23 protein-coding genes are annotated in these 25,389 nt (G+C 63.3%); 2 read left to right on the top strand and 21 right to left on the bottom strand.

The genetic code is table 11. The features are described 5' to 3' along the window. Positions 1-7 precede the first annotated feature (7 nt). The 15 genes from nuoM to AC3WL2_RS21825 all read right to left on the bottom strand — a co-directional run bounded on the left by nuoM (position 8) and on the right by AC3WL2_RS21825 (position 17,333). Entirely contained in the window at positions 8-1,540 is a 1,533-nt protein-coding gene (gene nuoM, locus AC3WL2_RS21755) for an NADH-quinone oxidoreductase subunit M (RefSeq protein ID WP_102685132.1), read from the bottom strand. Positions 1,541-1,580: 40 nt separating this feature from the next. Next, complete coding sequence (gene nuoL / locus AC3WL2_RS21760) at positions 1,581-3,434, bottom strand: NADH-quinone oxidoreductase subunit L (RefSeq protein ID WP_102685133.1); 1,854 nt, start codon at positions 3,432-3,434, stop codon at positions 1,581-1,583. Then, positions 3,431-3,739, bottom strand: coding sequence for an NADH-quinone oxidoreductase subunit NuoK (gene nuoK, locus AC3WL2_RS21765; RefSeq protein ID WP_023631349.1), 309 nt, complete (start codon positions 3,737-3,739; stop codon positions 3,431-3,433). The genes nuoL and nuoK overlap by 4 nt, the downstream gene beginning before the upstream one ends. A 3-nt stretch (positions 3,740-3,742) precedes the next feature. Beyond that, positions 3,743-4,243 (bottom strand): NADH-quinone oxidoreductase subunit J, encoded by a 501-nt coding sequence (gene nuoJ, locus AC3WL2_RS21770; protein ID WP_023631348.1) that lies wholly within the window; start codon positions 4,241-4,243, stop codon positions 3,743-3,745. A gap of 10 nt (positions 4,244-4,253) precedes the next feature. Next, positions 4,254-4,802 (bottom strand): NADH-quinone oxidoreductase subunit NuoI, encoded by a 549-nt coding sequence (gene nuoI, locus AC3WL2_RS21775; RefSeq protein ID WP_003251442.1) that lies wholly within the window; start codon positions 4,800-4,802, stop codon positions 4,254-4,256. 11 nt (positions 4,803-4,813) lie between these two features. Then, positions 4,814-5,821: an NADH-quinone oxidoreductase subunit NuoH gene (gene nuoH, locus AC3WL2_RS21780; RefSeq protein WP_046855038.1), complete on the bottom strand. Its 1,008-nt coding sequence runs from the start codon at positions 5,819-5,821 to the stop codon at positions 4,814-4,816. Beyond that, positions 5,818-8,532 carry an NADH-quinone oxidoreductase subunit NuoG gene (gene nuoG / locus AC3WL2_RS21785; RefSeq protein ID WP_102685134.1) on the bottom strand — a complete coding sequence of 905 codons (2,715 nt, stop codon included), beginning with the start codon at positions 8,530-8,532 and terminating at the stop codon, positions 5,818-5,820. The genes nuoH and nuoG overlap by 4 nt, the downstream gene beginning before the upstream one ends. Before the next feature lie 133 nt (positions 8,533-8,665). Next, entirely contained in the window at positions 8,666-10,042 is a 1,377-nt protein-coding gene (gene nuoF / locus AC3WL2_RS21790; protein ID WP_102685135.1) for an NADH-quinone oxidoreductase subunit NuoF, read from the bottom strand. Next, on the bottom strand, positions 10,039-10,536 hold the full coding sequence (gene nuoE, locus AC3WL2_RS21795; RefSeq protein WP_012313767.1) for an NADH-quinone oxidoreductase subunit NuoE: 498 nt from the start codon (positions 10,534-10,536) through the stop codon (positions 10,039-10,041). Before nuoE ends, nuoF begins: the two co-directional genes overlap by 4 nt. Before the next feature lie 2 nt (positions 10,537-10,538). Beyond that, positions 10,539-12,320 carry an NADH-quinone oxidoreductase subunit C/D gene (gene nuoC / locus AC3WL2_RS21800; protein ID WP_023630474.1) on the bottom strand — a complete coding sequence of 594 codons (1,782 nt, stop codon included), beginning with the start codon at positions 12,318-12,320 and terminating at the stop codon, positions 10,539-10,541. Between the two features lie 79 nt (positions 12,321-12,399). Further along, a complete protein-coding gene (locus AC3WL2_RS21805; protein ID WP_008096180.1) occupies positions 12,400-13,077 on the bottom strand; it encodes a NuoB/complex I 20 kDa subunit family protein in 678 nt (225 codons plus the stop codon). A gap of 9 nt (positions 13,078-13,086) precedes the next feature. After that, positions 13,087-13,500: an NADH-quinone oxidoreductase subunit A gene (locus AC3WL2_RS21810; RefSeq protein ID WP_011534614.1), complete on the bottom strand. Its 414-nt coding sequence runs from the start codon at positions 13,498-13,500 to the stop codon at positions 13,087-13,089. A 380-nt stretch (positions 13,501-13,880) separates the two neighbouring features. Next, a complete protein-coding gene (locus AC3WL2_RS21815; protein ID WP_102685136.1) occupies positions 13,881-14,543 on the bottom strand; it encodes a lysoplasmalogenase in 663 nt (220 codons plus the stop codon). 209 nt (positions 14,544-14,752) lie between these two features. Next, positions 14,753-16,078 (bottom strand): isocitrate lyase, encoded by a 1,326-nt coding sequence (gene aceA / locus AC3WL2_RS21820; protein ID WP_023630475.1) that lies wholly within the window; start codon positions 16,076-16,078, stop codon positions 14,753-14,755. 490 nt (positions 16,079-16,568) lie between these two features. Continuing rightward, positions 16,569-17,333 carry a secretin GspD/PilQ domain-containing protein gene (locus tag AC3WL2_RS21825; protein WP_173862476.1) on the bottom strand — a complete coding sequence of 255 codons (765 nt, stop codon included), beginning with the start codon at positions 17,331-17,333 and terminating at the stop codon, positions 16,569-16,571. A gap of 175 nt (positions 17,334-17,508) precedes the next feature. Between AC3WL2_RS21825 and AC3WL2_RS21830 the strand changes: the two genes are divergently transcribed. Further along, the gene (locus AC3WL2_RS21830) at positions 17,509-18,951 is read left to right on the top strand and encodes a SulP family inorganic anion transporter (RefSeq protein ID WP_102685137.1); all 1,443 of its coding nucleotides are present in this window, start codon (positions 17,509-17,511) and stop codon (positions 18,949-18,951) included. Between the two features lie 142 nt (positions 18,952-19,093). Here the strand turns inward: AC3WL2_RS21830 and AC3WL2_RS21835 are convergent, their stop codons facing one another. The 3 genes from AC3WL2_RS21835 to AC3WL2_RS21845 all read right to left on the bottom strand — a co-directional run bounded on the left by AC3WL2_RS21835 (position 19,094) and on the right by AC3WL2_RS21845 (position 22,589). Then, a complete protein-coding gene (locus AC3WL2_RS21835) occupies positions 19,094-19,840 on the bottom strand; it encodes an RHS repeat-associated core domain-containing protein (RefSeq protein WP_256583144.1) in 747 nt (248 codons plus the stop codon). 141 nt (positions 19,841-19,981) lie between these two features. Next, positions 19,982-22,093: an elongation factor G gene (gene fusA / locus AC3WL2_RS21840; protein WP_102685139.1), complete on the bottom strand. Its 2,112-nt coding sequence runs from the start codon at positions 22,091-22,093 to the stop codon at positions 19,982-19,984. A gap of 67 nt (positions 22,094-22,160) precedes the next feature. Then, positions 22,161-22,589: a hypothetical protein gene (locus AC3WL2_RS21845; protein WP_102685140.1), complete on the bottom strand. Its 429-nt coding sequence runs from the start codon at positions 22,587-22,589 to the stop codon at positions 22,161-22,163. Positions 22,590-22,782: 193 nt separating this feature from the next. Between AC3WL2_RS21845 and AC3WL2_RS21850 the strand changes: the two genes are divergently transcribed. Beyond that, on the top strand, positions 22,783-23,085 hold the full coding sequence (locus AC3WL2_RS21850) for a hypothetical protein (RefSeq protein ID WP_046855047.1): 303 nt from the start codon (positions 22,783-22,785) through the stop codon (positions 23,083-23,085). 3 nt (positions 23,086-23,088) lie between these two features. Here the strand turns inward: AC3WL2_RS21850 and AC3WL2_RS21855 are convergent, their stop codons facing one another. The 3 genes from AC3WL2_RS21855 to AC3WL2_RS21865 all read right to left on the bottom strand — a co-directional run bounded on the left by AC3WL2_RS21855 (position 23,089) and on the right by AC3WL2_RS21865 (position 25,189). Continuing rightward, complete coding sequence (locus tag AC3WL2_RS21855) at positions 23,089-24,339, bottom strand: 2-aminoadipate transaminase (protein WP_102685141.1); 1,251 nt, start codon at positions 24,337-24,339, stop codon at positions 23,089-23,091. Positions 24,340-24,555: 216 nt separating this feature from the next. After that, the gene (locus tag AC3WL2_RS21860; RefSeq protein ID WP_046855049.1) at positions 24,556-24,936 is read right to left on the bottom strand and encodes a glycine zipper domain-containing protein; all 381 of its coding nucleotides are present in this window, start codon (positions 24,934-24,936) and stop codon (positions 24,556-24,558) included. Between the two features lie 73 nt (positions 24,937-25,009). Continuing rightward, positions 25,010-25,189: a hypothetical protein gene (locus AC3WL2_RS21865; protein WP_046855050.1), complete on the bottom strand. Its 180-nt coding sequence runs from the start codon at positions 25,187-25,189 to the stop codon at positions 25,010-25,012. Positions 25,190-25,389: the final 200 nt, after the last annotated feature.

Genomic DNA, 25,389 nt, shown 5'->3' on the forward strand with positions numbered 1-25,389 from the left:
AGCGCTCTTACCGGGCCGAAGCGAGTTGAGTGAAAGCGGAACCGAGCCACTGCTGCACACCGCTCATGGTGGCGGCAGAGGTGTCGAGGAACGGCTGCGGATACACGCCCAGCAGGATCAAGAGGCCAGCCAGGCCCAGCACCATGATCAGCTCGCGACTGTCCATGCCGGCCAGCACGGTGTCGGCCTTGGCCGGGCCGAAGTAGGCGCGGTGGATCATGATCAGCGAGTACACCGAGCCGAACACAAGGCCGGTGGTGGCGATCACGGTGATCCATGGGACGTGGGCGAAGCTGCCGATCAGGATCAGGAACTCGCCGACGAAGTTGCCGGTACCCGGCAGGCCCAGTGAGGCGGCGGCGAAGAACAGGCTGATGGCTGGTAGATAAGCGATGCGGTGCCACAGGCCACCCATCTCGCGCATGTCACGGGTGTGCAGGCGCTCGTACAGCTGGCCGGCCAGGATGAACAGCGCGGCGGCCGACAGGCCGTGGGCCAGCATCTGGATCACCGCGCCCTGCAGGGCCTGCTGGCTGCCGGAGTAGATGCCGATCAGCACGAAGCCCATGTGCGAGACGCTGGAGAAGGCCACCAGGCGCTTGATGTCGGTTTGCGCGAAGGCCAGGAAGGCCCCGTAGAAGATACCGATCAGGCCCAAGGTCATGGCGATCGGCGCGAACTCGGCCGAAGCGTTCGGGAACAGCGGCAGGGCGAAGCGCAGCAGGCCGTAGGCCGCAGTCTTCAGCAGGATACCGGCCAGGTCCACGGAACCGGCGGTCGGCGCCTGGGCGTGGGCGTCCGGCAGCCAGGAGTGGAACGGCACCACCGGCAGTTTCACCGCGAAGGCGATGAAGAAGCCCAGCATCAGGATGTACTCGACGCCGGCCGGCAGTTCGGCCTTGAGCAGGTCGCTGTAATTGAAGGTGATTACGCCCGTGCTGTTGTAGTTGACCAGCACCAGGCCGAGGATCGCCACCAGCATGATCAGGCCGCTGGCCTGGGTGAAGATGAAGAACTTGGTCGCCGCGTAGATCCGCGTCTTCTTGCCGTCCGACGAGCTGTGACCCCAGAGCGCGATGAGGAAGTACATCGGCACCAGCATCATTTCCCAGAAGAAGAAGAACAGGAACAGGTCCAGGGCCAGGAACACACCGACCACGCCGCCGAGAATCCACATCAGGTTGAGGTGGAAGAAGCCGACGTGGCGCTGGATCTCTTTCCACGAACACAGCACCGACAGCACGCCGAGCAGGCCGGTGAGCAGGATCATCAGCAGCGACAGGCCGTCGAGGGCCAGGTGGATGCTGATGCCGAAGCGCTTGATCCACTCGACCTTGTATTCGAGGGCCCAGGCCGGTTCGGCACCCGGCGCCGGGGCCAGGGTGTAGTTGCCGTTCGCCCACAGCCACAGGCCGATGCCGAGCAGCAGGGACATGGTCAGCAGCGCGATCCAGCGCGGCAGGGTGGAGCCGAAGCGCTCACCCAGCCAGCACAGGAAGCCGCCGATGAAGGGGATCAGGATCAGCCAAGGCAAAATCATGACGGGTTGGTTTCCTTTGGCAAAGTCGCAAGATTCATGGTCATACCGCGGCCACTACCACGGCACCGAGTACCAGTACGGCACCGACGGCGATCGAAGCGGTGTACCAGCGCAGCTGGCCGGTCTCGGTTTTGCTCATGGCGACGTGACCGCCGCGAGCCAGGCGAGGAATGAGGCCGATGCTGCGGTCAACCGGATCCTTGCGCAGGATGTGGCTGATCAGCAGGTAAGGTTTGACGAAGAGCTTGTCGTAGATCCAGTCGAAGCCCCAGGCGGCGAACCACCAGGCCGACAGGACGCGACCGATACCACTGTTGGCGATCGCGGTGACCAGGCGACGCTTGCCCAGGAACAGCAGGGCCGACAGCAGGATACCGGCGATGGCGATGGCGCCCGAGGCGATTTCCAGCGAGTGCTTGGCTTCGCCACCGGCGTGGCCGGCGCTTTCAGGCAGCACGCCTGCCAGTGGCGGGTGGATCCAGGCGCCGACGAAGGTCGACAGCACGATCAGCACGCCCAGCGGCAGCCAGTGGCTGATGCCGTGGCCGGCGTGGGCTTCGGTCTTGGCTTCGCCGTGGAAGGCGATGAAGATCAGGCGGAAGGTGTACAGCGAGGTCATGAATGCGCCGACCAGGCCGGCGTACAGCAGGCCGCTGTTGCCGCTGGCGAAGGCTTCCCAGAGGATCTCGTCCTTGGAGTAGAAGCCCACGGTCAGGATCGGCAGGGCGGCCAGGGCGGCGCCACCGACCACGAAGCTGGCATAGGCCAGCGGCAGCTTCTTCCACAGGCCGCCCATCTTGAAGATGTTCTGCTCGTGGTGGCAGGCGACGATCACCGCACCGGAGGCAAGGAACAGCAGGGCCTTGAAGAAGGCGTGGGTCATCAGGTGGAAGATCGCCGCGTCCCAGGCGCCGACGCCCAGGGCCAGGAACATGTAGCCGATCTGGCTCATGGTCGAGTAGGCGAGGATACGCTTGATGTCGGTCTGCACCAGGGCGGCGAAGCCGGCCAGGACCAGGGTCACGCCGCCCACGACGCCGACCAGGTGCAGCACATCCGGCGCCAGCAGGAACAGGCCGTTGGTACGGGCGATCAGGTACACGCCCGCGGTCACCATGGTGGCGGCGTGGATCAGTGCCGAAACCGGGGTCGGGCCGGCCATCGCGTCGGCCAGCCAGGTCTGCAGCGGCAGCTGGGCCGATTTACCGACCGCGCCACCCAGCAGCATCAGGGTCGCCAGGACCATCCAGGTGTCACCGGCCTGGAACTTCTGCGGCGCCAGTACCAGCAGTTCCTGCACGTTCAGGGTACCCAGCTGGACAAACAGGATGAACAGGCCGATGGCCATGAACACGTCGCCGATGCGGGTGACGATGAATGCCTTCAGTGCCGCGTTACCGTTGTTGCGGTTGCTGTAGTAGAAACCGATCAACAGGTACGAGCACAGGCCCACGCCTTCCCAGCCGAAGTAGATGAACAGCAGGTTGTCGCCCAGCACCAGGAACAGCATGCTGGCGATGAACAGGTTGGTGTACGAGAAGAAGCGCGAGTAGCCGGCTTCGCCACGCATGTACCAGGAGGCGAACAGGTGGATCAGGAAGCCCACGCCGGTGACCACGCCCAGCATGGTGACCGACAGGCCATCCACGTACAGGGTGAAGTTCGGCGCGAAGCCGTCCACCGACATCCACTGCCACAGCAGCTGGCTGTAAGCGCCGCCTTCAGGCGGGGCAACGTTGAACTGCCAGATCACGTAGGCGGCGGTGGCCGCCGACAGACCGACCGAGCCGACGCCGATCAGCGCCGACAGGTTCTCGGACCAGCGGCCGCGCGAGAACGACAGCAGCAGGAAGCCGATCAGGGGGAATACGAACGTCAGGAAGATAAGGTTCATCCGCGCATCTCACTGGCAGCATCGATGTCGAGAGTGTGGAAGCGGCGATACAGCTGCAGCAGGATCGCCAGGCCAATGCTGGCCTCGGCGGCTGCCAGGCTGATCACCAGAATGAACATCACCTGGCCGTCGGGTTGGACCCAACGGGCACCGGCGACGATGAACGCCAGGGCAGCGGCGTTCATCATGACTTCCAGGCTCATCAGCACGAAGAGGATGTTGCGGCGGACCATCAGGCCAACCAGACCTAAGCAGAACAGGATGCCGGCGACCGCCAGACCATGCTCGAGAGGGATAGCACCCATGATTTACTCCTTCGCCTCGTTGCGGCCCAGGTGGAAGGCGGTGACGGCTGCCGCGAGCAGCAGCATCGACGCCAGTTCGACCACCAGCAGGTACGGCCCGAACAGGCTGATGCCGACCTCTTTGGCGCTGACGGTGGTACCGCTGATGGCGGCGCCCGACGGGGTGACGAACAGCACGTAGAGCAGCTCCAGCAGCAGCAGGGCGGCGAGGATCACAGGCCCCGCCCAGATACCCGGCTTGAGCCAGCCACGCTCTTGCGCGACCGAGGCCGGCCCGAGGTTGAGCATCATCACCACGAAGACGAACAGCACCATGATGGCACCGGCGTAGGCGATCACTTCCAGGGCACCGGCGAAGGGGGCACCGAGGGAGAAGAAGATCATCGCCACGGAAATCAGCGAGATGATCAGGTAGAGCAGGGCGTGCACCGGGTTGGTGCCGGTCACCACGCGCAGCGTGGAGACAACGGCGACACCGGATGCGAAGTAGAAAGCGAATTCCATCTTTCTGTCCTTATGGGAGCAAGCTCTTCACGTTGATCGGCTCGGCTTCGTTCTGTGCAGAGCCCTTCGGCTTGCCAGCGATCGCCATACCCGCAACACGGTAGAAGTTGTAGTCAGGGTTCTTGCCGGGGCCGGAGATCAGCAGATCTTCTTTCTCGTACACCAGGTCCTGACGCTTGAACTCGGCCATTTCGAAATCCGGAGTCAGCTGGATCGCGGTGGTCGGGCACGCCTCTTCGCACAGGCCGCAGAAGATGCAGCGCGAGAAGTTGATGCGGAAGAACTCGGGGTACCAACGGCCGTCCTCGGTCTCGGCCTTCTGCAGCGAGATACAGCCGACCGGGCAGGCCACCGCGCAGAGGTTGCACGCCACGCAGCGCTCCTCGCCGTCGGGGTCGCGGGTGAGGACGATGCGGCCACGGTAGCGCGGCGGCAGGTACACGGGTTCTTCGGGGTACTGCAGGGTGTCGCGCTTGCGGAACCCGTGGGAGAACACCATTGCCAGGCTGCGCAGCTGGGTGCCGGTGCCCTTAACGATGTCGCCGATATACTTGAACATGGGTCAAATCCTCACTGGGCCGCGACGGCTGGCGTGTTGTAAAGCACGATCGCAGCGGTCACCAGCAAATTGATCAGGGTCAGCGGAAGGCAGAACTTCCAGCTGAAGTCCATCACCTGGTCATAGCGTGGGCGCGGGATCGAGGCGCGCAGCAGGATGAACAGCATGATGAAGAACGCGGTCTTCAGGGCGAACCACAGGAACGGCACCTGCGGCAGCAGGCCGAACGGGCCGTGCCAGCCACCGAAGAACAGGGTCACCAGCAGCGCCGAGATGAGGATGATGCCGATGTACTCACCGACGAAGAACATGCCCCATTTCATGCCGGCGTATTCGATGTGGTAGCCGTCGGCCAGTTCCTGTTCCGCTTCCGGCTGGTCGAACGGGTGACGGTGGGTCACGGCGACGCCAGCGATGAAGAAGGTGCAGAAGCCGAAGAACTGCGGAATGATGAACCACAGGTTCTGGGCCTGGTAGTCAACGATGTCGCGCATGTTGAACGAACCCACCTGCACCACCACGCCCATCAGCGCCAGGCCCAGGAACACTTCGTACGACACGGTCTGCGCCGAGGCCCGCAGGCTGCCGAGCAGGGCGTACTTGTTGTTCGACGACCAGCCGGCGAACAGCACGGCGTAGACCGACAGGCCGGCCATGGCGAAGAAGAACAGCAGGCCGATGTTCAGGTCGGCCACGCCCCAGCCCGGGGTGATCGGGATGATCGAGAAGGCGATCAGCAGCGCACTCATGGCCACCACAGGCGCCAGGGTGAAGATCATCTTGTCGACGAAGGGCGGGTTCCAGTCTTCCTTGAAGAACATCTTCAGCATGTCGGCGGCGATCTGGAACATGCCGAACGGGCCGACGCGGTTCGGGCCGTAGCGGTCCTGCCACCAGCCCAGCAGGCGACGCTCGACGAAGCTGAGCAGCGCGCCGCAGACCACCACGGCCAGCAGCACCACGATGGCCTTGACGACCTGAATGATCACATCGATCACTTCGGGGGTGAACCAGCTCATTGTGCTGCCTCCTGCAGGCCTTCGACGGCTGCACCGAAGATGGCGGGCGGAATGCCGGCCAGGCCTTTGGGCAACGCAACCAGGCCAGCGCCCAGTTCTTCATTGATACGCAGCGGCAGGCGCAGTGACACGCCGGCCACGTTCAGGCTCAGCATCGCACCGTCGTTGACGCCCAGGCGGTCGGCTTCGGACTTGGCCAGGCCGACGTAGGCGGCCGGAATGCGCTCCTGCACCGGGGCGGCGCGGGAGGAGGACTCTTCGCTGCCGAACAGGTGGAAGAACGGTACCGCGGTCCAGGTGCCGCGAGCCGGGTTGAACGCGCCCGGGATGGCGGTGAACCAGCTCAGGCGATCGCCTTGCGACTCGATCAGGCGCACGCCCGGGTCACCGGCACGCAGGTGGCCACCGACTTCGTCCTGGAACTTGTTCCAGGCTTGCGGCGAGTTCCAGCCCGGCGACCAGGCGAACGGCACCTGCTGGCGCGGTTCGGCCGAGCCCGAGTAGCCTTCCATGGAGAAGGCGAACGCGGTGTCCTTGTCCTGTGGGGTACGCGGCTCGTGCACGCTGATGTTGGCGCGCATGGCGGTACGGCCGGAGTAGCGCAGCGGCTCGCGGGCCAGTTTCATGCCCTTGATGCGGAATGCGGCGCTTGGCGCTGCGTTGACAATGCCGGCCAGTTGCGGGGCGGCTTCGGCGCAGGCGCTGGTGACGTGGTCCAGTTGGGTCCAGTCCACCGGCTTGTTCAGCAGGGTCGCACGCAGGGCGTGCATCCAGCGCCAGCCTTCGTGGATCTGGATGCTGCTGTCCAGGTACTGCGGGTCGAACACCTGGAAGAAGCGCTGGGCACGGCCTTCCTGGCTGACCAGGGTGCCGTCGCCTTCGGCGAACGAGGCGGCTGGCAGCACCAGGTGGGCGCGATCGACTGTTGGGGTTTTCGAGTGGTCGGCGACGATCACCACCTTGGCCGCGGCCATGGCTGCGTCGACCTTGGCGGCCGGTACGCGGGTGTACAGGTCGTTTTCCAGCACGACGATGGCGTCGGCCTTGCCGCTGATCACGGCGTCCAGCGCCGCGTCGACGGACTCACCGCCCATCATCGCCATGCCCAGGCTGTTGGCCTCAGGCACGACCAGGCTCAGCGAACCGTTCTTCTCGCGCAGCTTGAGGGCCTTGGCGATGTTGGCGGCGGCTTCGATCAGCGCAGGATCCGCCAGCGAGGTACCGGCGACCACCAGCGGGCGGTTGGCAGCGACCAGGGCGTCGGCGATGCGCTGGGCCAGGGCCTTGGCTTCGTCGTCCAGGCCGGCAACGGCAGGCGCGCTCGGGTCGATGGCGTGGGCCACGGCGAAACCAATGCGGGCCAGGTCCGCAGGTGCGGCGTGTACACACTCTTCGGCCACGTCGTCCAGCTTGGTTTCAGCCAGCGAAGCGATGAACAGCGGGTACAGCGCGTGCTGGCCGATGTTCTTCACCGCGGCGTCCAGCCAAGGCTGCACGCGCATGGCATCGGCCATGGCCTCGGCCTTGCCCTTGGTGGCCTGGCGCACGGCCAGGGCAACACGGGCGGCGGTCTGGGTGAGGTCTTCGCCGAGCACGAACACGGCGTCGTGGTCTTCGATGTCGCGCAGGGTCGGCACCGGCAGCGGGCTGTCGTTCAGCACGTTCAGCGCCAGGCGCACGCGGGCCAGTTCGCCAGCTTCCATACCGGAGTAGAAGTATTCGGCACCGACCAGCTCGCGCAGGCCGTAGTTGCTCTCGAGGCTGGCGCGTGGCGAGCCGATACCGACGATGGTGCGGCCGCGCAGCAGGTCGGCGGCCTTGTCCAGGGCGGCGTCGAGGGACAGCTTGGTGCCGTCGGCCAGGTGTGGCTGGCGTGGGCGGTCCTTGCGGTTGACGTAGCCGTAGCCGAAGCGGCCGCGGTCGCACAGGAAGTACTGGTTCACCGAGCCGTTGAAGCGGTTCTCGATGCGGCGCAGTTCGCCGTAGCGCTCGCCGGGGCTGATGTTGCAACCGCTGGAGCAGCCATGGCAGATGCTCGGGGCGAACTGCATGTCCCACTTGCGGTTGTAGCGCTCGGAGTGGGTCTTGTCGGTGAACACACCGGTCGGGCAGACCTCGGTGAGGTTGCCGGAAAACTCGCTTTCCAGCACGCCGTCTTCGACGCGACCGAAGTACACGTTGTCGTGGGCGCCGTACACGCCCAGGTCGGTGCCGCCGGCGTAGTCCTTGTAGTAGCGCACGCAGCGGTAGCAGGCGATGCAGCGGTTCATCTCGTGGGCGATGAACGGGCCGAGGTCCTGGTTCTGGTGGGTACGCTTGGTGAAACGGTAGCGGCGCTCGTTGTGGCCGGTCATTACCGTCATGTCTTGCAGGTGGCAGTGACCGCCTTCCTCGCACACCGGGCAGTCGTGCGGGTGGTTGGTCATCAGCCATTCGACGACGCTGGCGCGGAACGCCTTGGACTCTTCGTCTTCGATGGAGATCCAGGTGCCGTCGGAGGCAGGGGTCATGCAGGACATGACGATACGACCACGGGTGTCGTTCTCGTCGGTGTACTGCTTGACCGCACACTGCCGGCAGGCACCGACGCTACCGAGCGCCGGGTGCCAGCAGAAATAGGGGATGTCGAGGCCGAGTGACAGACACGCCTGTAACAGGTTGTCCGCACCGTTGACTTCGAGCGCTTTGCCGTCTACGTGGATAGTGGCCATTGTTCAAAGTTCTTCGTTGGCCCGCGTGAGCGGGCGTGGCTAATGGAAATCGGTGAGCTTGCGGCCGGCCTCGAGTCGTTCGGGCCGGCCAGCAGGCTGGCGGATGGCACGGACCATCCGCTGTTTCATCTTGTTATGCGCCGACCACGATCGGCCCGGCCTGGATTGGCTTCGCCAGGTTCGGGCGCAGGGTGCCAGCGCTTTCTGGCGCCACACCGGCCTCGAACTCCGAGCGGAAGTATTTGATGGCACTGCCCAACGGCTCGACGGCACCTGGTGCATGAGCACAGAAGGTACGGCCTGGGCCGAGGAAGTTGACCAGCCCCAGCAGCGTCTCGATGTCTTCGGCGCGGCCCTGGCCGTTTTCCAGTGCGCGCAGCATCTTCACGCTCCACGGCAGGCCGTCACGGCAAGGGGTGCACCAGCCGCATGACTCGCGGGCGAAGAACTCTTCCATGTTGCGCAGCAGCGACACCATGTTGACGCTGTCGTCCACCGCCATGGCCAGGCCAGTACCCATACGGGTGCCGACCTTGGCGATGCCACCGGCATACATCTGCGCATCGAGGTGCTCGGGCAGCAGGAAGCCGGTACCGGCGCCGCCAGGCTGCCAGCACTTGAGCTTGAAGCCGTCGCGCATGCCACCGGCGTAGTCTTCGAACAGCTCGCGGGCGGTGACGCCGAACGGCAGCTCCCACAGGCCTGGGTTCTTCACCTTGCCGGAGAAGCCCATCAGCTTGGTGCCGTGGTCTTCACTGCCTTCGCGGGCCAGCGACTTGTACCAGTCGTTGCCGTTGGCGACGATGGCCGGCACGTTGCACAGGGTCTCGACGTTGTTCACGCAGGTCGGCTTGCCCCACACACCGACGGCGGCAGGGAAGGGCGGCTTGGAGCGCGGGTTGGCGCGACGGCCTTCGAGCGAGTTGATCAACGCGGTTTCTTCACCGCAGATGTAACGCCCGGCACCGGTGTGCACGAACAGCTCGAAGTCGAAACCGGAACCGAGGATGTTCTTGCCCAGCAGGCCGGCGGCCTTGGCTTCATCGATGGCGCGGTTGAGGTTCTTCGCCGCGGTGGTGTACTCGCCACGCAGGAAGATGTAGCCACGGTAGGCCTTCAGGGCACGGGCGCTGATCAGCATGCCCTCGACCAGCAGATGGGGCTGTTGCTCCATCAGCATGCGGTCTTTCCAGGTGTTGGGCTCCATTTCGTCCGCGTTGCACAGCAGGTAGCGGATGTTCATGGATTCGTCTTTGGGCATCAGGCCCCACTTCACGCCAGTGGGGAAGCCCGCGCCGCCACGGCCTTTGAGGCCGGAGTCCTTGACGCTCTGCACGATGTCGTCGGCGGACATGTCGGCCAGCGCCTTGCGCGCGGCGGCATAGCCGTTCTTCGACTCGTACTCGGCCAGCCAGACCGGCTCGCCGTCGTCGCGCAGGCGCCAGGTCAGCGGGTGGGTTTCGGCGGTGCGCGCAATGCGGTTGGCCGGGCCGAAGGAAGTGATGGTCATACGTAACCCTCCAGCAGCTTGGAGACGCCGGCAGGTTGCACGTCGCCAAAGGTGTCGTCGTCGATCATCAGCGCCGGGGCCTTGTCGCAGTTGCCCAGGCAGCATACCGGCAGCAGGGTGAAACGCCCGTCCGCGGTGGTCTGGCCGAGGCCGATGCCCAGCTCGCTCTGGATCTGGCTGACCACCGACTCATGGCCGCCGATGTAGCAGACCATGCTGTCGCATACGCGGATGATGTGGCGGCCGACCGGCTGGCGGAAGATCTGGCTGTAGAAGGTGGCCACGCCCTCGACGTCGCTGGCGGGGATGCCCAGCACTTCGCCGATGGCGTAGATGGCGCCATCCGGCACCCAGCCGCGCTCTTTCTGCACGATCTTCAGGGCTTCGATGGACGCCGCGCGCGGGTCCTCGTAGTGGTGCATCTCGTGCTCGATGGCCGAGCGCTCGGTTTCGCTCAGGGCGAAACGGTCGGTTTGGATAAGCGTGCTGTTCATGCTTAGCGGTCCACGTCAGCCATAACGAAGTCGATACTGCCCAGGTACGCGATCAGGTCCGCGACCATGCTGCCTTTGATCACCGAAGGGATCTGCTGCAGGTGCGGGTAGCTCGGGGTACGGATCCGGGTGCGGTAGCTCATGGTGCCGCCATCGCTCGTCAGGTAGTAACTGTTGATGCCCTTGGTCGCCTCGATCATCTGGAACGACTCGTTGGCCGGCATGACCGGGCCCCACGAGACTTGCAAGAAGTGGGTGATCAGGGTCTCGATGTGCTGCAGGGTGCGCTCTTTCGGCGGCGGCGTGGTCAGCGGGTGATCCGCCTTGTACGGGCCTTCCGGCATGTTGCGCAGGCACTGGTCGATGATGCGGATGCTCTGGCGCATTTCCTCGACACGGACCATGCAGCGATCGTAGGCATCGCCGTTGTGGGCCAGCGGTACTTCGAACTCGAAGTTCTCGTAGCCGGAGTAGGGGCGCGCCTTGCGCAGGTCGAAGTCGCAACCGGTGGAGCGCAGGCCGGCACCGGTGGTGCCCCAGGCCAGGGCTTCCTTGGTGTTGTACGCGGCAACGCCGATGGTTCGGCCCTTGAGGATGCTGTTCTGCAGGGCAGCCTTGGTGTATTCGTCGAGGCGCTTGGGCAGCCATTCGACGAAGTCCTTGACCAGCTTGTCCCAGCCGCGCGGCAGGTCGTGGGCGACGCCACCGATGCGGTACCAGGCCGGGTGCAGGCGGAAACCGGTGATCGCTTCGATCACGGTGTAGGCGCGCTGGCGGTCGGTGAAGGTGAAGAACACCGGGGTCATGGCGCCGACGTCCTGGATGTAGGTACCCAGGAACAGCAGGTGGCTGGTGATGCGGAAGAATTCGGCGAGCATGATGCGGATCACGTCGACCTTCTGCGGCACCTGGATGCCGGCCAGCTTTTCCACCGCCAGTACGTACGGCAGGTTGTTCATCACCCCGCCGAGGTAGTCGATACGGTCGGTGTAGGGGATGAAGCTGTGCCACGACTGACGCTCGGCCATCTTCTCGGCGCCACGGTGGTGGTAGCCGATGTCCGGGACGCAGTCGACGATCTCTTCGCCGTCCAGCTGCAGGACGATACGGAAGGCACCGTGGGCCGAAGGGTGGTTGGGGCCGAGGTTGAGGAACATGTAGTCCTCGTTGGCGCCCGAACGCTTCATGCCCCAGGCTTCCGGGTTGAAGCGTGCCGATTCCTCTTCAAGCTGCTGCTTGGCCAGGGTCAGGCTGTAGGGGTCGAATTCGGTGGCGCGGGCGGGGTAGTCCTTGCGCAGCGGGTGACCTTCCCAGGTCGGCGGCATCATGATGCGGCTCAGGTGCGGGTGGCCGGCGAAGTCGATACCGAACATGTCCCAGACTTCACGCTCGTACCAGTTGGCGTTGGGCCAGATGCCGGTCACGGTGGGCAGGTTCAGGTCGCCTTCGCTCAGCGACACCTTGATCATCACGTCGCTGTTACGCTCGACCGACAGCAGGTGGTAGAACACGCTGAAGTCGGCGGCCGGCAGGCCGCGGCGCTGAGTGCGCAGGCGCTCGTCGACGCCGTGCAGGTCGTACAGCATGCTGTACGGCTTGGCGACGTTGCGCAGGAAGGTGAGGATTTCCTTGAGCTGGGCACGCTTTACCCACAGTACCGGCATGCCGGTACGGGTTTCCTGGGCGACGAAAGCGTCGGCGCCGAATCGGTTGTGCAGTTCGACGACCACATCCTGGTCGTCAGCCTTGTAAGGCGGAATATAAATAGCGTTGTCCGCTGTCATGGTCTCGGTCGCTTTGGGTCAACGTTAAGAATGAAGCCAGGCCGCCGGCTCCTGGGGGAGCGGGCGGCAGGTCGCTGGATCAGACTTCGTCGGGGCTGCGCAGGTTGGTTACCGCGATACGCTGTTCGCGACGCAGGTCTTTCTGGGCGGGCATCTCGGCACGGTAGATGCCTTGATCGCCAACCACCCAGGAAAGCGGGCGTCGCTCCTGGCCGATCGACTCCTGCAGCAGCATCAAGCCTTGCAGGAACGCCTCGGGGCGCGGTGGGCAGCCAGGCACGTACACGTCCACGGGGAGGAACTTGTCGACCCCCTGAACGACCGAGTAAATGTCGTACATGCCGCCGGAGTTGGCGCACGAACCCATGGAGATGACCCACTTGGGCTCGAGCATCTGCTCGTACAGGCGCTGGATGATCGGCGCCATCTTCACGAAGCAGGTACCGGCGATGACCATGAAGTCGGCCTGACGCGGCGAGGCCCGGATGACTTCGGCGCCGAAGCGGGCGATGTCGTGGGGCGCCGTGAAGGCCGTGGTCATTTCCACGTAGCAGCAGGAAAGGCCGAAGTTGTACGGCCAGAGGGAGTTCTTGCGACCCCAGTTGACCGCGCCACGCAGCACATCTTCGAGTTTCCCCATGTAGATGTTCTTGTGGACCTGGTCTTCCAGCAGTTGATCGGTGACGGTTTCCCGTTCACCGACCGGATACTGCTCGTTAGGTGCGTCCGGATCGATTCTGGTGAGATTGTATTGCATGCCAAAGCCTCATTGTTTCAGCTTCGCTTGCCGCTTGCGGCGACCTTCGGGAGCCCAATCGAGCGCCCCGACGCGCCATAGGTAGACAAGACCTGCCAACAGAATTGCTATGAAAACGAGTGCTTCGACGAATCCGGTCCAGCCGCTTTCGCGGACGGACACAGACCATGCATACAGGAAGAGAGCTTCGATATCGAAGATCACGAACAGCATCGCGACCAGATAGAATTTGGCGGACAGGCGCAGGCGGGCGCTGCCGACGGGGAGCATGCCGGATTCGAAGGGTTCGTTCTTGGCGCGACCCCAGGCCTTGCTACCGAGCAGGCTGGACAGGCCGAGCATGAAGGCACACAGGCCGACGACACCCAGGAGGAATATGGCAAAGCCCCAGTTGTGGGCGATGAGTCCTGCCGAATCGGACATGCTAGAAATCCTTATACAGAGACCCAGCTCTGCAGTCTGAAATAAGTAGAGCGGCGACGTGGTGTCGCAGACGCAGTGACCAAATGTCGCAGCTGAATCAATCGCGCTGATTTTATGGGTAAACCCAGTGCAAGTAAAATTTCCGTTGCAAATTTATTCGTAGGTTTAAGAACAAAAATCTTTCGTAACTGGCTGAAAGCCTTGAGTTTCGGGCATTGCACGTGGATTTGTTAATTATGTTTCTTACCTCGCGTAATGACTGGCTAGTTGCGTAATGATAATTAATATCATTTAGCCTGAGCTGTATTGTTTTAGCTGTTCCGGGCCTTGCAAAGTTCATCAGCCGATCTGCCCACTTGCAAATGCGAAAAACTCTCGTTCTAGCAGCTTCCGGCGCTGCGCGTACCGCTCTGGATCAATACTTTGTCGTTTGTGCTGCGGCTGACCGACGCGGCAATGAGCCACTGGCCGAGCCAGTAGGACAGGATGATCAGGTACTCGGCAGCGGCAAACGGGCTGACGAAGCGGTCGATGCCGATCAGGCTGTCGGAGAAGACGAAGGCGCAGGCACCCAGTGCGGCGACACCGCCGCAGGCCAAGGCGCGCCAGAGCATGCAGCCGATCGCCAGGGCATACAGCGCCACCGGGATCAGCAGTGGGCCCAGGCCGTGGCTGGCGAGCAGGCCGAACAGCGAGGCGCCCACCAGCAGTGCGAGGGCCAGTGACGGGTAGGCCGGGCGCTGGATCAGGCTGCAGTAACCGCGAAGGTACGCCAGGTGGGCGCAAAGGAATGCGGCCAGGCCGAACACGAACAGACCGCGGGGGATGGCCAGGAGGATGTCGCCCAGTACCGAGAAGGCCAAGCCGATCATGATCCAGCGACGGTAGGGCGTGGTGGGCATGGTCCTAAGCCAGGCGATCAGGGCCATTACCGGAATGGGTTTGACCAGTAGGCCAAGCAGGGCATTGTCGCTCGCCAGTGCATATAGATAGCAGGTGGCGGCTGCGACGGCGATCAGGATCAGGTGGCTTGGACGAGGCATGGGCGGTCCTTGCTGCTGGGTAGCCACAAGCATAGACCTGATCTGCGGTATTGCCCGTGCCGGCCCTTTCGCGGGGCAAGCCCGCTCCCACGCCAGGGCTGCAATGTTGCGTGGGAGCGGGCTTGCCCCGCGAAAGGGTCGGTACAGGCAAGAAGAAAGGCCCAGGGCTTTCCAAGCCCCGGGCCTTCCTGTTCAACAGTTCACCAGACTCAGTGGAACTGCTCTTCCTCGGTCGAACCGGTCAGTGCGGTTACCGACGATGCACCACCCTGGATCACGGTGGTCATGTCGTCGAAGTAGCCGGTGCCGACTTCCTGCTGGTGCGCCACGAAGGTGTAGCCTTTGCTGGCGTCGGCGAATTCCTGCTCTTGCAGCTTCACGTAGGCGGTCATGTCGTTGCGGGCGTAGTCGTGCGCCAGGTTGAACATGCCGTGCCACATGTTGTGGATACCGGCCAGGGTAATGAACTGGTGCTTGTAGCCCATGGCCGACAGTTCGCGCTGGAACTTGGCGATGGTGGCGTCGTCCAGGTTCTTCTTCCAGTTGAAGGAAGGCGAGCAGTTGTACGACAGCAGTTGGTCCGGGTATTCCTTCTTGATCGCTTCGGCGAAGCGACGGGCTTCGTCCAGGTCGGGCTTGGCGGTTTCGCACCAGATCAGGTCGGCGTACGGCGCGTAGGCCAGGCCGCGGGAGATAGCCTGGTCGAGGCCCGCGCGGACTTTGTAGAAGCCTTCACGGGTGCGGTCGCCGATCACGAACGGCTGGTCGTACGGGTCGCAGTCGCTGGTCAGCAGGTCGGCGGCGTTGGCGTCTGTACGGGCCAGGATGATGGTCGGTACACCGGCAACGTCGGCGGCCAGGCGGGCAGCCACCAGCTTCTGCACGGCTTCCTGGGTTGGTACCAGTACCTTGCCGCCCATGTGGCCGCATTTTTTCACCGAGGCCAGCTGGTCTTCGAAGTGCACGCCGGCGGCGCCCGCTTCAATCATGTTCTTCATCAGTTCGTAGGCGTTCAGTACGCCGCCGAAACCGGCTTCGGCGTCAGCCACGATTGGTGCGAAGTAGTCGATGTAGCCTTCGTCACCTGGGTTCTTGCCAGCTTTCCATTGGATCTGGTCGGCGCGGCGGAACGAGTTGTTGATGCGCTTGACCACGGTCGGTACCGAATCCACCGGGTACAGCGACTGGTCGGGGTACATCGACTCGGCCGAGTTGTTGTCGGCGGCAACCTGCCAGCCGGACAGGTAGATGGCCTGGATGCCGGCCTTGACCTGTTGCACTGCCTGGCCGCCGGTCAGGGCGCCCATGCAGTTGACGAAATCTTTTTCTGGGCGGAAGGACGGGTGGGCACCTTGGGTGACCAGCTTCCACAGTTTTTCCGCGCCCTGGCGAGCCAGGGTGTGCTCTGGTTGCAGCGAGCCACGCAGGCGAACGACATCGGCGGCGGTGTAGGTACGGGTCACGCCTTTCCAGCGCGGGTTTTCGGCCCAGTCTTTCTCGAGGGCTGCAATTTGCTGTTCGCGTGTCAGTGCCATGGAAATAAACCTCGTCGCATCGATCTTGAGTGTAATTGTGCTGATGCTCGGATACGCGGGTCAGAGGGCCAGGCTGTGCTGTCCGGGGGAGTGCGGCGGCGAACGGGGAAGTGCGAAGGGGAAGGGTGGGCAGGCCAGGCGAAGGTGTGCCCTGCAGGTTGGCTCGTGGATGCCTTGCTGCGGTGCGACGCGATTGCCAGAACTGCGGTGATGCGCTTCCGTCCCTCGGGACAACTTCTTCGTTGCAGTCGCAATCCCGTCGAACCGCCTTGTGGGCCGTATGGACACGAGGTGCCTCCACGGTGGGAGGAGCGCACCTCGAAGACCCTTGCCAGGGCCTCTGATTAGCGGGAGCGAGGCCATCATGCCCTTGGCGAAAAGAGCCTGTCAAACATTTTGTAGTGCTTTTTTCGGCTTACTACATCTTTGGTCTAATGCGACTTGGCGGTCAGTTTCAAGGCCCTTGGTCGAGGCCTTGAATTGCCTGGGTTCAGTCGAGAAGGTCGACTTTGACCCGCAAAGTCATGTTTTCACCGCGCTGGGTGCTGTAACTGAGGCTTGACGCACTGCGATCGGACTGACTCTGCTGGTTGAATCCGGCCAGGGTGATCCACTCGCCGAGCTTGCCGGTGACGGTCGTGTCGGTGCTCTGCACTTTCACTACATCGGCACGTTCCTGGCTCATTCGGTCGTTATTGGTGCTGATTTGCAGGCGAACGTTATCACCGCTCAGGCGTGGCGTGACGTAGAAGCCCTGGGTAACGTTGCGGTATTCGGTGTTGCTCTGGATGCGCCCGTAACCGTCGGTGGAAGTACTGGTGACGGGGATGCTCTGGCCCACCTGGATCAGTGCCGGCTGGCCGTCGCTGGCCTGTACCTGCTGCATGCCGCCTTCGCGGTTGGCGGTGCCGTAGCGGATCACGCGGGCATTGCCGCGGTTGTCCTGGAAGTTGCTGTCGTTGTTGTCGACGCTGATCAGCAGGCGTTTGGGCGCGGTGTCGAGCTGTTGCAGCAGGGCGCGCAGATCGTCAATGCGTTCCTGGCTGGCGTTGACGATCAGCTTGTCCTCGAAGGTGCTGACGCTGCCGTCCTTGCCCAGGAAGGACTGGGCGGCGGGCAGCAGTTCGGCGCTGCTGCGGTGTTGCAAGGGAATGACCTCGGTGGCGGCCTGGGCGGTAAGGCTGGCGGCCAGCAGCAGCGAGGCGAGGAGGGGGCGTAGCGGCATGTCCATGATCTCCGCGGGTGGAATGGACATGATGGCAAATTTGTCGGCATCTTGCTGGCTGTGGATCACAGCGGCATGCACAGGTCGGCTTTTCAGTGGTTGCAGTCAGGCAAATTCCGTAACATCCCCATCCTCGATTTCGAGCTCATTCCCCCGGCATTACACTCCCACGCAGCGTAATGCCGGGGTTGTTTACAGGTACTCCATGAAACCCGCACGCCTACGCGCCGACCTGCTCGCCGGCCTCACCACTTCGTTCGCCCTGGTACCGGAGTGCATCGCTTTCGCCCTGGTGGCCCACCTCAACCCGCTGATGGGCCTGTACGGCGCCTTCATCATCTGCACCCTGACCGCGCTGTTCGGCGGCCGCCCGGGGATGATCTCCGGCGCCGCCGGTTCGATGGCGGTGGTCATCGTCGCCCTGGTGGTGCAGCACGGCGTCCAGTACCTGCTGGCCACGGTGCTGCTGGGCGGGCTGGTGATGATCCTGTTCGGCGCCCTGCGCCTGGGCAAGCTGGTGCGCCTGGTGCCCTACCCGGTGATGCTCGGCTTCGTCAACGGCCTGGCTATCGTGATCGCCCTGGCCCAGCTGGAGCACTTCAAGGAAGGCGAGCACTGGCTCAGCGGCGCGCCGCTGTACCTGATGATCGGCCTGGTGGCGTTGACCATGCTGGTGGTCTACGTGCTTCCCAGGCTGACCCGCGCCGTGCCGCCAGCGCTGGTGGCGATTCTCGGCGTCGGCCTGCTGGTCTATCTGCTTGGCCTTCCAACCCGCACCCTCGGCGATATGGCGCACATCGCCGGCGGCCTGCCGAGACTGGCGCTGCCGGACATCCCCTGGAACCTTGAGACCTTGAAGATCATCGCGCCGTACGCGGTGCTGATGGCCATGGTCGGCCTGCTGGAAACCCTGCTGACCCTCAACCTCACCGACGAGGTCACCGAGAGTCGCGGTTACCCAGACCGCGAGTGCGTGGCCCTGGGCGCGGCCAACATGGTCTCGGGCCTGTGCGGCGGCATGGGCGGCTGCGCGATGATCGGCCAGACCGTGATCAACCTCAGCTCCAATGGCCGTGGCCGACTGTCGGGCGTGGTGGCGGGGGTGATGATCCTGCTGTTCGTGCTGTTCCTGTCGCCGTTGATCGAGCGTATTCCGCTGGCGGCGCTGGTCGGGGTGATGTTCGTGGTGGCCCAGCAGACCTTCGCCTGGGCATCGCTGCGGGTGCTGCACAAGGTGCCGGTGAGCGATGTGCTGGCGATCATCGCCGTGACCGTGGTCACGGTGTTCACCGACCTGGCCACGGCGGTGCTGTTCGGTATCGTCATCGCGGCCATCAATTTTGCCTGGCAGCACGCGCGCGAGCTGTATGCCGACAGTCATGAGGACGCCGAGGGGAGCAAGCATTACCAGGTGCACGGCACGCTGTTCTTCGCCTCGACCACGCCGTTCCTCAACCAGTTCGACCCGGCCAACGACCCGGCCAAGGTGACGCTGGATTGCCAGCACCTGAGCTTTGTCGATTATTCGGCGATCGCGGCGCTCAAGACCCTGCGCGAGCGCTATGCCAAGGCGGGCAAGCAGTTGCGGGTGGTGCATCTTTCCGACCGCTGCAAGAAGCTGCTCAAGCGAGCCGGTGAACAGCCTTGAAGCGTTGACACGATCAGGGTAGGCGCAAACGTAGGACGCGAAAGGGGCCAATGCCTCTTCCAAGAGGGGCATGCGCAGGTAAGAAAGGGGCTTGCGTGCTTGGCGGCAAACTGTTTTTCAGGTCTCTACTAAGAACAGAAATTTATTGGTTTGTTCTGACATCGGACATTTTTGAAATGTCTTTGCGGTAATTGACGGTTTTCCTGCGCAGATCAAAAGCGTTCACATAGAGGGCCCCACGTTTTATCTGCTCGCTAGGCGTCGAATTGAACGCATTCTTTCTGAGATCTTCGCGCGCATTTCGGTCTTTCGCTTCAATCTCCAGCGTTTGACCGAGAGTAGTGGTGTAGGCATCGATTAAAGGGCTTCGATTTTCCCCTTGCCTGGTAGGGATTTGCTTTTCAGCGGGCCTTTTAGGGAAGTCATTGAGGTTGTCATCCAGCAGAGAGTCAGGTAAATCGGGGGATGGTCGCTTGAAAGGTGAATTCGGGATTTTGGTAAGGGCTGTCACGAACTCATTGTTGAACACAATATTACGTACGGTGTCTTGGCTCATTGGCAGTTCGGTTATTGAAATTGATCGTTTGAGGACAACGTGCCCCGTCGGGTCAGTAAGGTTGACCGGGTCCCCTGCGCAGTAAGCATAAGCATTGACGCCGCCAGCGCCGAACGGGCTCAAGGCATCCGGTGAATGAAAGCGCGTCGAGTGCGGGCTATAGGGGCGATGATGGCCCTGACCCAGCAGGTAGATCCCCGCATAATCAACTACTTCGCCATTGAACAATGGCATGAGTGAAACGTGCGCGGCCAATGGCGTGAAGCCGTATGGCATGAAGGCACTAGCATCGGTCTTCGAAGGCTGCAGCCTGTGCAAAACAGTGTTGGCCAAGTCGGTGGCCAGCAGCGTTGTGCAGTGTGTAGCGTATGAGTATGATTTCATAAGAGCTCAGTCCACAAGCTGAGGGGTAACTTGGCCTACATCACTTTGCGACGGATACACGAAAGAACCAACTAGTAAAAGTGTCAGGTGCTACTCCCCGCGATTCTTCTTCACGATGGCATCGGCGATGCTCGCTGGCGCGTCGTCATATTTCAGAAACTCCATCGAATAGCTGGCTCGACCTTGTGTCATCGAGCGCATCGAGGTGGCGTAGCCGAACATCTCACCCAAAGGTACCTCCGCGCGAATTGCCTTGCCTGCGGAAACATCTTCAGTACCCTGTATCATTCCTCGGCGGCGATTCAAGTCGCCCATGATGTCCCCGAGAAAATCTTCCGGCGTCACCACCTCGACCTTCATCACCGGCTCCAGCAGCACCGCGCCGCCTTTCTGCGACAGCTGCTTGGTGGCCATGGAGGCGGCAATCTTGTAGGCCATCTCGTTGGAATCGACGTCGTGGTACGAGCCGTCGAACACCGCCGCCTTGAGGTTGATCAGCGGGTAGCCGGCGAGCACGCCGTTCTTCATCTGCTCCTCGATGCCTTTCTGGATCGCCGGGATGTATTCGCGCGGGACCACGCCGCCGACAATCTCGTTGACGAACTCCAGCCCTTCCTTGCCTTCGTCGCCGGGGGCGAAGCGGATCCAGCAATGGCCATACTGGCCGCGTCCGCCTGATTGGCGCACGAAACGCCCTTCGATTTCGCAGGTGTTGCGGATCTTCTCGCGGTAGGCCACCTGCGGCTTGCCGATATTGGCTTCGACGTTGAACTCGCGGCGCATGCGGTCGACGATGATGTCCAGATGCAACTCGCCCATGCCGGAAATGATGGTCTGGCCGGTTTCCTCGTCGGTCTTGACCCGGAACGACGGGTCCTCCTGGGCCAGCTTGCCCAGGGCGATGCCCATTTTCTCCTGGTCGCCCTTGGTCTTTGGCTCCACCGCCACCGAGATCACCGGGTCGGGGAAATCCATGCGCTCGAGGATGATCGGCTTGTCCATGTCGCACAGGGTGTCGCCTGTGGTCACGTCCTTCATGCCGATCAGTGCGGCGATATCGCCGGCGCACACGTCCTTGATCTCGGCGCGCTGGTTGGCGTGCATCTGCACCATGCGGCCGATGCGCTCCTTCTTGCCCTTGACCGAGTTGAGCACCGCATTGCCCGAGCTGAGCACGCCGGAATACACCCGGGCGAAGGTCAGGGTGCCGACGAACGGGTCGGTGGCGATCTTGAAGGCCAGGGCCGAGAACGGCTCCTTGTCGTCGGCGTGGCGTTCCAGGTGCTTGTCTTCATCGTCCGGGTCAGTGCCCTTGATCGCCGGGATTTCGGACGGGGCGGGCAGGTAGTCGATCACCGCGTCGAGCATCAGCGGCACGCCCTTGTTCTTGAATGACGAGCCGAGGATGGTCGGGACGATTTCGTTGGCGATGGTGCGTTGGCGCAGGGCGGCCTTGATTTCCTCGGTGGTGAATTCCTCACCTTCAAGGTACTTCAGGGTCAGTGCTTCGCTGGCATCCGCCGCCGCTTCCAGCATATGGGCACGCCACTCGTCGGCCAGGGCCTTCAGTTCAGCGGGGATCGCTTCCTCGCGGTAGCTGGTGCCCTGGTCGGCATCGTTCCAGTAGATGGCTTTCATCTTCACCAGGTCGATCTGGCCAATGAAGTTCTCCTCGCTGCCGATGGCCAGCTGGATCGGCACCGGGTGGTGGCCCAGGCGCTGGTCGATCTGTTTCACCACACGCAGGAAGTCCGCGCCCTGGCGGTCCATCTTGTTGATGTAGGCCAGGCGCGGCACATGGTACTTGTTGGCCTGGCGCCACACGGTCTCGGACTGCGGCTCGACCCCATCGGCGCCGCTGAACACCACCACCGCGCCATCGAGCACGCGCAGCGAGCGCTCCACCTCGATGGTGAAGTCGACGTGGCCTGGGGTGTCGATGATATTGAAGCGGTACTTGTGCTCGAACTGCTTGGTCGAGCCCTGCCAGAAGGCCGTGGTGGCCGCCGAGGTGATGGTGATGCCACGCTCCTGCTCCTGAGCCATCCAGTCCATGGTCGCGGCGCCGTCGTGCACCTCGCCCATCTTGTGGTTGACCCCGGTGTAGAACAGGATCCGTTCGGTGGTGGTGGTCTTGCCGGCATCCACGTGAGCGACAATGCCGATATTGCGGTACAGCTCGATGGGAGTCGTGCGGGCCATGGCGGGTCACCTGCGGGTGAGGATTCTCCCAAGTTAGCAGAGCGGGAGAATCCTGCCGGGGCGACCGTCAGTCGGCGAGCACCTGCAGCTGCCATTGGCCCTCGGCTTCACGCGCCAGGCCGCTGGCCGGCAACAGGGCCAGCAGGCGTTCGTGCAGGGCCGCGTCGGTGAAGGCCTTGAGGGTGGCCATGTCCAGCGCGCCGACGGTGATCAGTTCGGCCTTGGTGTAGGACAGCCACGCCTTCTTCAGCACCATCAACACGTCGCTGCCGGCGGTGCTGGCGAAGCGTCGGTGCAAGGTGCGGCCTTCCAGTTCGAAGCTGTGGCGGTGGCTATAGGTGCTCTCGTCACCATTGCCCTCGACGCAGCGGTGGCAGCGGCAGGGGCCGTCGCCGAAAGCGTTGCGCAGGTAGGCATTGAAGTCCACGACGGGCTTGAGGGTCAGGCGTTTGTCGACCTCGAACAGGTCGGCGATCAGGGGTTGTTCTGCGCTCACTCGGTATCCTCGCGTGGTGGGGCATGCATCGGCGGGCACCCTAACAGATCGGCGCCCGCGAGGCCATGTCAGCCAGGTCGCAGGGCCTCCCGTGGGAGCGGGCCTGCCCCGCGATGAGCCGGTAGAGACAACCCCGAGCGTCTGCCGTACTCTTGTCACCCATTTTCAGCCCCATACCCCGAGGTAACCCCGCTTGAGCAGCAAATACCCCTACATCGCCACCGTGACCGTCAGCGCCGAAGACCGTGGGGGCGACACCGAGGCTTCGGAGAACAGCAACATGCGCGTGGGCCTCGAGGCGGTAACCGAAGTGCTGAAGAAGGTGCATTTTGTCGGAACGCTCGCGGCACCGGAAAAAGGCGCCACGCACATCTGCGTCACGCTGGAGAACGGTCTCACTTACTACGGCCTGATCGTCAACGGCCATGCCGAACTCGAAGGCGGCTGGATCGCCTTCGAATGCGACATGCCCACCCCCGAAGAGCTGGGCCTGTAACCCTTACCCCAGTTCAGCCAGGCACTGCTCGAGGATATCCAGCCCTTCCTCGAGCACCTCGGCCTCGATGGTCAGCGGCGCTAACAGGCGGATGATATGCCGCGCCTTGCCACTGGGCATCAGCAGCAACCCCTTGGCACGCGCCGCCTCCAGCACCTTGGCCAGTTGCGCCGGTGCCGGGCTGCCATCGCCGTTGACGAACTCCAGCCCGCGCATGGCGCCGACGCCGGTCAGGCGGCCGAGCGAACTGGACAATCCTGCGGCTTTCCAGCGTGCATGGCGTGCGACGATGGCCTGTTCCTGGCGTTCGCCCCAGGTGGCGAGGTTGGCGTCGGTCATCTGCGCAAGGCTCGCCAAGGCCGCCGCACAGGCGATCGGATTGCCCGAGTAGGTGCCGCCCAGGCCGCCCTTGGGCAGCGAGCCCATGATCTCCCGGCGGCCGACCACCGCGCCCAGGGGCATGCCACCGGCGATGCTCTTGGCCAGCAGCAGCAGGTCCGGCTCGATCCCCAGTCGGGGGAAGGCGAAACGCTGCCCGGTGCGGCCGAAACCGGACTGGATCTCGTCGACGATGATCAGTATCCCGTGGCTGTCGCAGAAGCGGCGCAAGGCCTGGGCAAAGCTCGGATCGAGGGCGAGGAAACCACCTTCACCCTGCACCGGCTCGAAGATGAACGCCGCCACGTCCTCCACCGCCAACTCCACGTTGAACAGGCGTTCCATGGCCTTGAGCGCCTGTTCGCAACTCACCCCGGTGTCCGGGCTGGGGTAGGGCAGGTGATAGACCGGGCCTGGCAGTTCCCCCACGCGTTGCTTGTACGGGGCAACCTTGCCATTGAGGTTGAGGGTGGCCAGGGTGCGGCCATGGAAGCCGCCGTCGAAGGCGACGACAGCGCGCTTGCCGGTCGCGCCGCGGGCGACCTTCAACGCGTTTTCCGCCGCTTCCGCGCCGCTGTTGGTGAGCATGCCGGCCAACGGGTAGCTGACCGGGACGAATTCACGCAGGCGCTCCATGAGCTCCAGGTAGGGGCCGTGGGGCGCCGCGTTGAAGGCGTAGTGGGTCAGGCGCGTGGCCTGCTGCTGGATCGCTTCGACTACCGCCGGATTGCAGTGGCCCAGGTTGAGCACGCCGATGCCGCCGACGAAGTCGATGTAGCGCTTGCCGGTGATATCCCAGACTTCGGCATTGCGACCATGGGAAAGCGTGATCGGGTGAACGATGGCAATGGACTGGCTGATGCTTGGCTGATTCATGTGCGCGGCGCCTGTGATTCGATGGCGTGAATATCGAAGCGTGCAGGGGGTATCCGCAAACGATTTATTGGATTGCCGTCATTCCTTTGATTCATGAATTTCTGCGGCGCATGCCTACGCTGCCCGCACGCTGCAATCGCGCCAAAGAAAAAGGCGGCTGTCCCTTAAGGGGCAGCCGCCTTTTGCTGTTTCGCTTCGAGCCTTCGACCGTTGGGATCAGTGGCGACGCTTGTGCTTGCGGTTGTTGTCGCCCATGTGGTTACCGATGGCGCCACCGGCCGCGCCGCCCAGGCCGGCACCGATGGTCGAACCGTTGGAGCCGCCGAGCTTGCCGCCGATCAGCGAACCGCCCGCCGAGCCCAGGCCGCCGCCGATGGCCGCTTCGGTACGGTTGCCCTTGCGCGCGCCCACCGCGCTGCCGGCCGCGCCACCGAGGCCGGCGCCGATCGCCGCACCGGTGCTGCCGCCGATCTGTTTGCCCACGACGTTGCCAAGGGCGCCACCCAGGCCGCCGCCGATGGCCGCGGTGCCGTCACCGGCGAAAGCGCCCTGGCAGAGCAGCAGGCCGAGGGCGAGGGAAGGCAGAGTCAGACGCATGTTATGAACCTCAGGGGAGTCATCAGGGGTAGATTGCCGCATGCTCGCGGCGAGTCAGGGTTGCAAGGACGCTTCAGCGGTAGTAACGGTCACGGTACTGGCGGTCGTCATCGTCGCGGTCATGGCGATGGTGGTGACGGTGGCCGCGGTCACGGTCGCGCCAGCCATCGTCATCATCGTGGTAATGGTTGCTGTAGCAGCCGCCGAGCAGCAGCAGGGTGGCGACCATGGAAAGGCTTGCAAGGCGTTTCATCACGTTATAGGTCCTTGATCCGCAAGGGTTTACGCGGTACCTCCTGAGACACGAGGCGATCGATTTGGTTCTTTGTCGCGCAAGATTTTATTGCGGCGGCGATGAACGGCGGCGGCGATTCACCTAGTGTGGTGTTTTGCAAATACGACCAATAAATCGCGAGCGATTTTTGCGCTCAGGCAAGGCGTCGCGACGAGTCG

The sequence above is a fragment of the Pseudomonas sp. FW305-96 genome (genome assembly GCF_058783825.1).

Bases quoted from the DNA above. Each gene is read 5' to 3' on its own strand.
- nuoM (WP_102685132.1), bottom strand. From the start codon at position 1,540: ATGATTTTGCCTTGGCTGATCCTGATCCCCTTCATCGGCGGCTTCCTG.
- nuoL (WP_102685133.1), bottom strand. From the start codon at position 3,434: ATGAACCTTATCTTCCTGACGTTCGTATTCCCCCTGATCGGCTTCCTG.
- nuoK (WP_023631349.1), bottom strand. From the start codon at position 3,739: ATGGGTGCTATCCCTCTCGAGCATGGTCTGGCGGTCGCCGGCATCCTG.
- nuoJ (WP_023631348.1), bottom strand. From the start codon at position 4,243: ATGGAATTCGCTTTCTACTTCGCATCCGGTGTCGCCGTTGTCTCCACG.
- nuoI (WP_003251442.1), bottom strand. From the start codon at position 4,802: ATGTTCAAGTATATCGGCGACATCGTTAAGGGCACCGGCACCCAGCTG.
- nuoH (WP_046855038.1), bottom strand. From the start codon at position 5,821: ATGAGCTGGTTCACCCCCGAAGTGATCGATGTGATCATTCAGGTCGTC.
- nuoG (WP_102685134.1), bottom strand. From the start codon at position 8,532: ATGGCCACTATCCACGTAGACGGCAAAGCGCTCGAAGTCAACGGTGCG.
- nuoF (WP_102685135.1), bottom strand. From the start codon at position 10,042: ATGACCATCACTTCCTTCGGCCCGGCCAACCGCATTGCGCGCACCGCC.
- nuoE (WP_012313767.1), bottom strand. From the start codon at position 10,536: ATGAACAGCACGCTTATCCAAACCGACCGTTTCGCCCTGAGCGAAACC.
- nuoC (WP_023630474.1), bottom strand. From the start codon at position 12,320: ATGACAGCGGACAACGCTATTTATATTCCGCCTTACAAGGCTGACGAC.
- AC3WL2_RS21805 (WP_008096180.1), bottom strand. From the start codon at position 13,077: ATGCAATACAATCTCACCAGAATCGATCCGGACGCACCTAACGAGCAG.
- AC3WL2_RS21810 (WP_011534614.1), bottom strand. From the start codon at position 13,500: ATGTCCGATTCGGCAGGACTCATCGCCCACAACTGGGGCTTTGCCATA.
- AC3WL2_RS21815 (WP_102685136.1), bottom strand. From the start codon at position 14,543: ATGCCTCGTCCAAGCCACCTGATCCTGATCGCCGTCGCAGCCGCCACC.
- aceA (WP_023630475.1), bottom strand. From the start codon at position 16,078: ATGGCACTGACACGCGAACAGCAAATTGCAGCCCTCGAGAAAGACTGG.
- AC3WL2_RS21825 (WP_173862476.1), bottom strand. From the start codon at position 17,333: ATGTCCATTCCACCCGCGGAGATCATGGACATGCCGCTACGCCCCCTC.
- AC3WL2_RS21830 (WP_102685137.1), top strand. From the start codon at position 17,509: ATGAAACCCGCACGCCTACGCGCCGACCTGCTCGCCGGCCTCACCACT.
- fusA (WP_102685139.1), bottom strand. From the start codon at position 22,093: ATGGCCCGCACGACTCCCATCGAGCTGTACCGCAATATCGGCATTGTC.
- AC3WL2_RS21855 (WP_102685141.1), bottom strand. From the start codon at position 24,339: ATGAATCAGCCAAGCATCAGCCAGTCCATTGCCATCGTTCACCCGATC.
- AC3WL2_RS21860 (WP_046855049.1), bottom strand. From the start codon at position 24,936: ATGCGTCTGACTCTGCCTTCCCTCGCCCTCGGCCTGCTGCTCTGCCAG.
- AC3WL2_RS21865 (WP_046855050.1), bottom strand. From the start codon at position 25,189: ATGAAACGCCTTGCAAGCCTTTCCATGGTCGCCACCCTGCTGCTGCTC.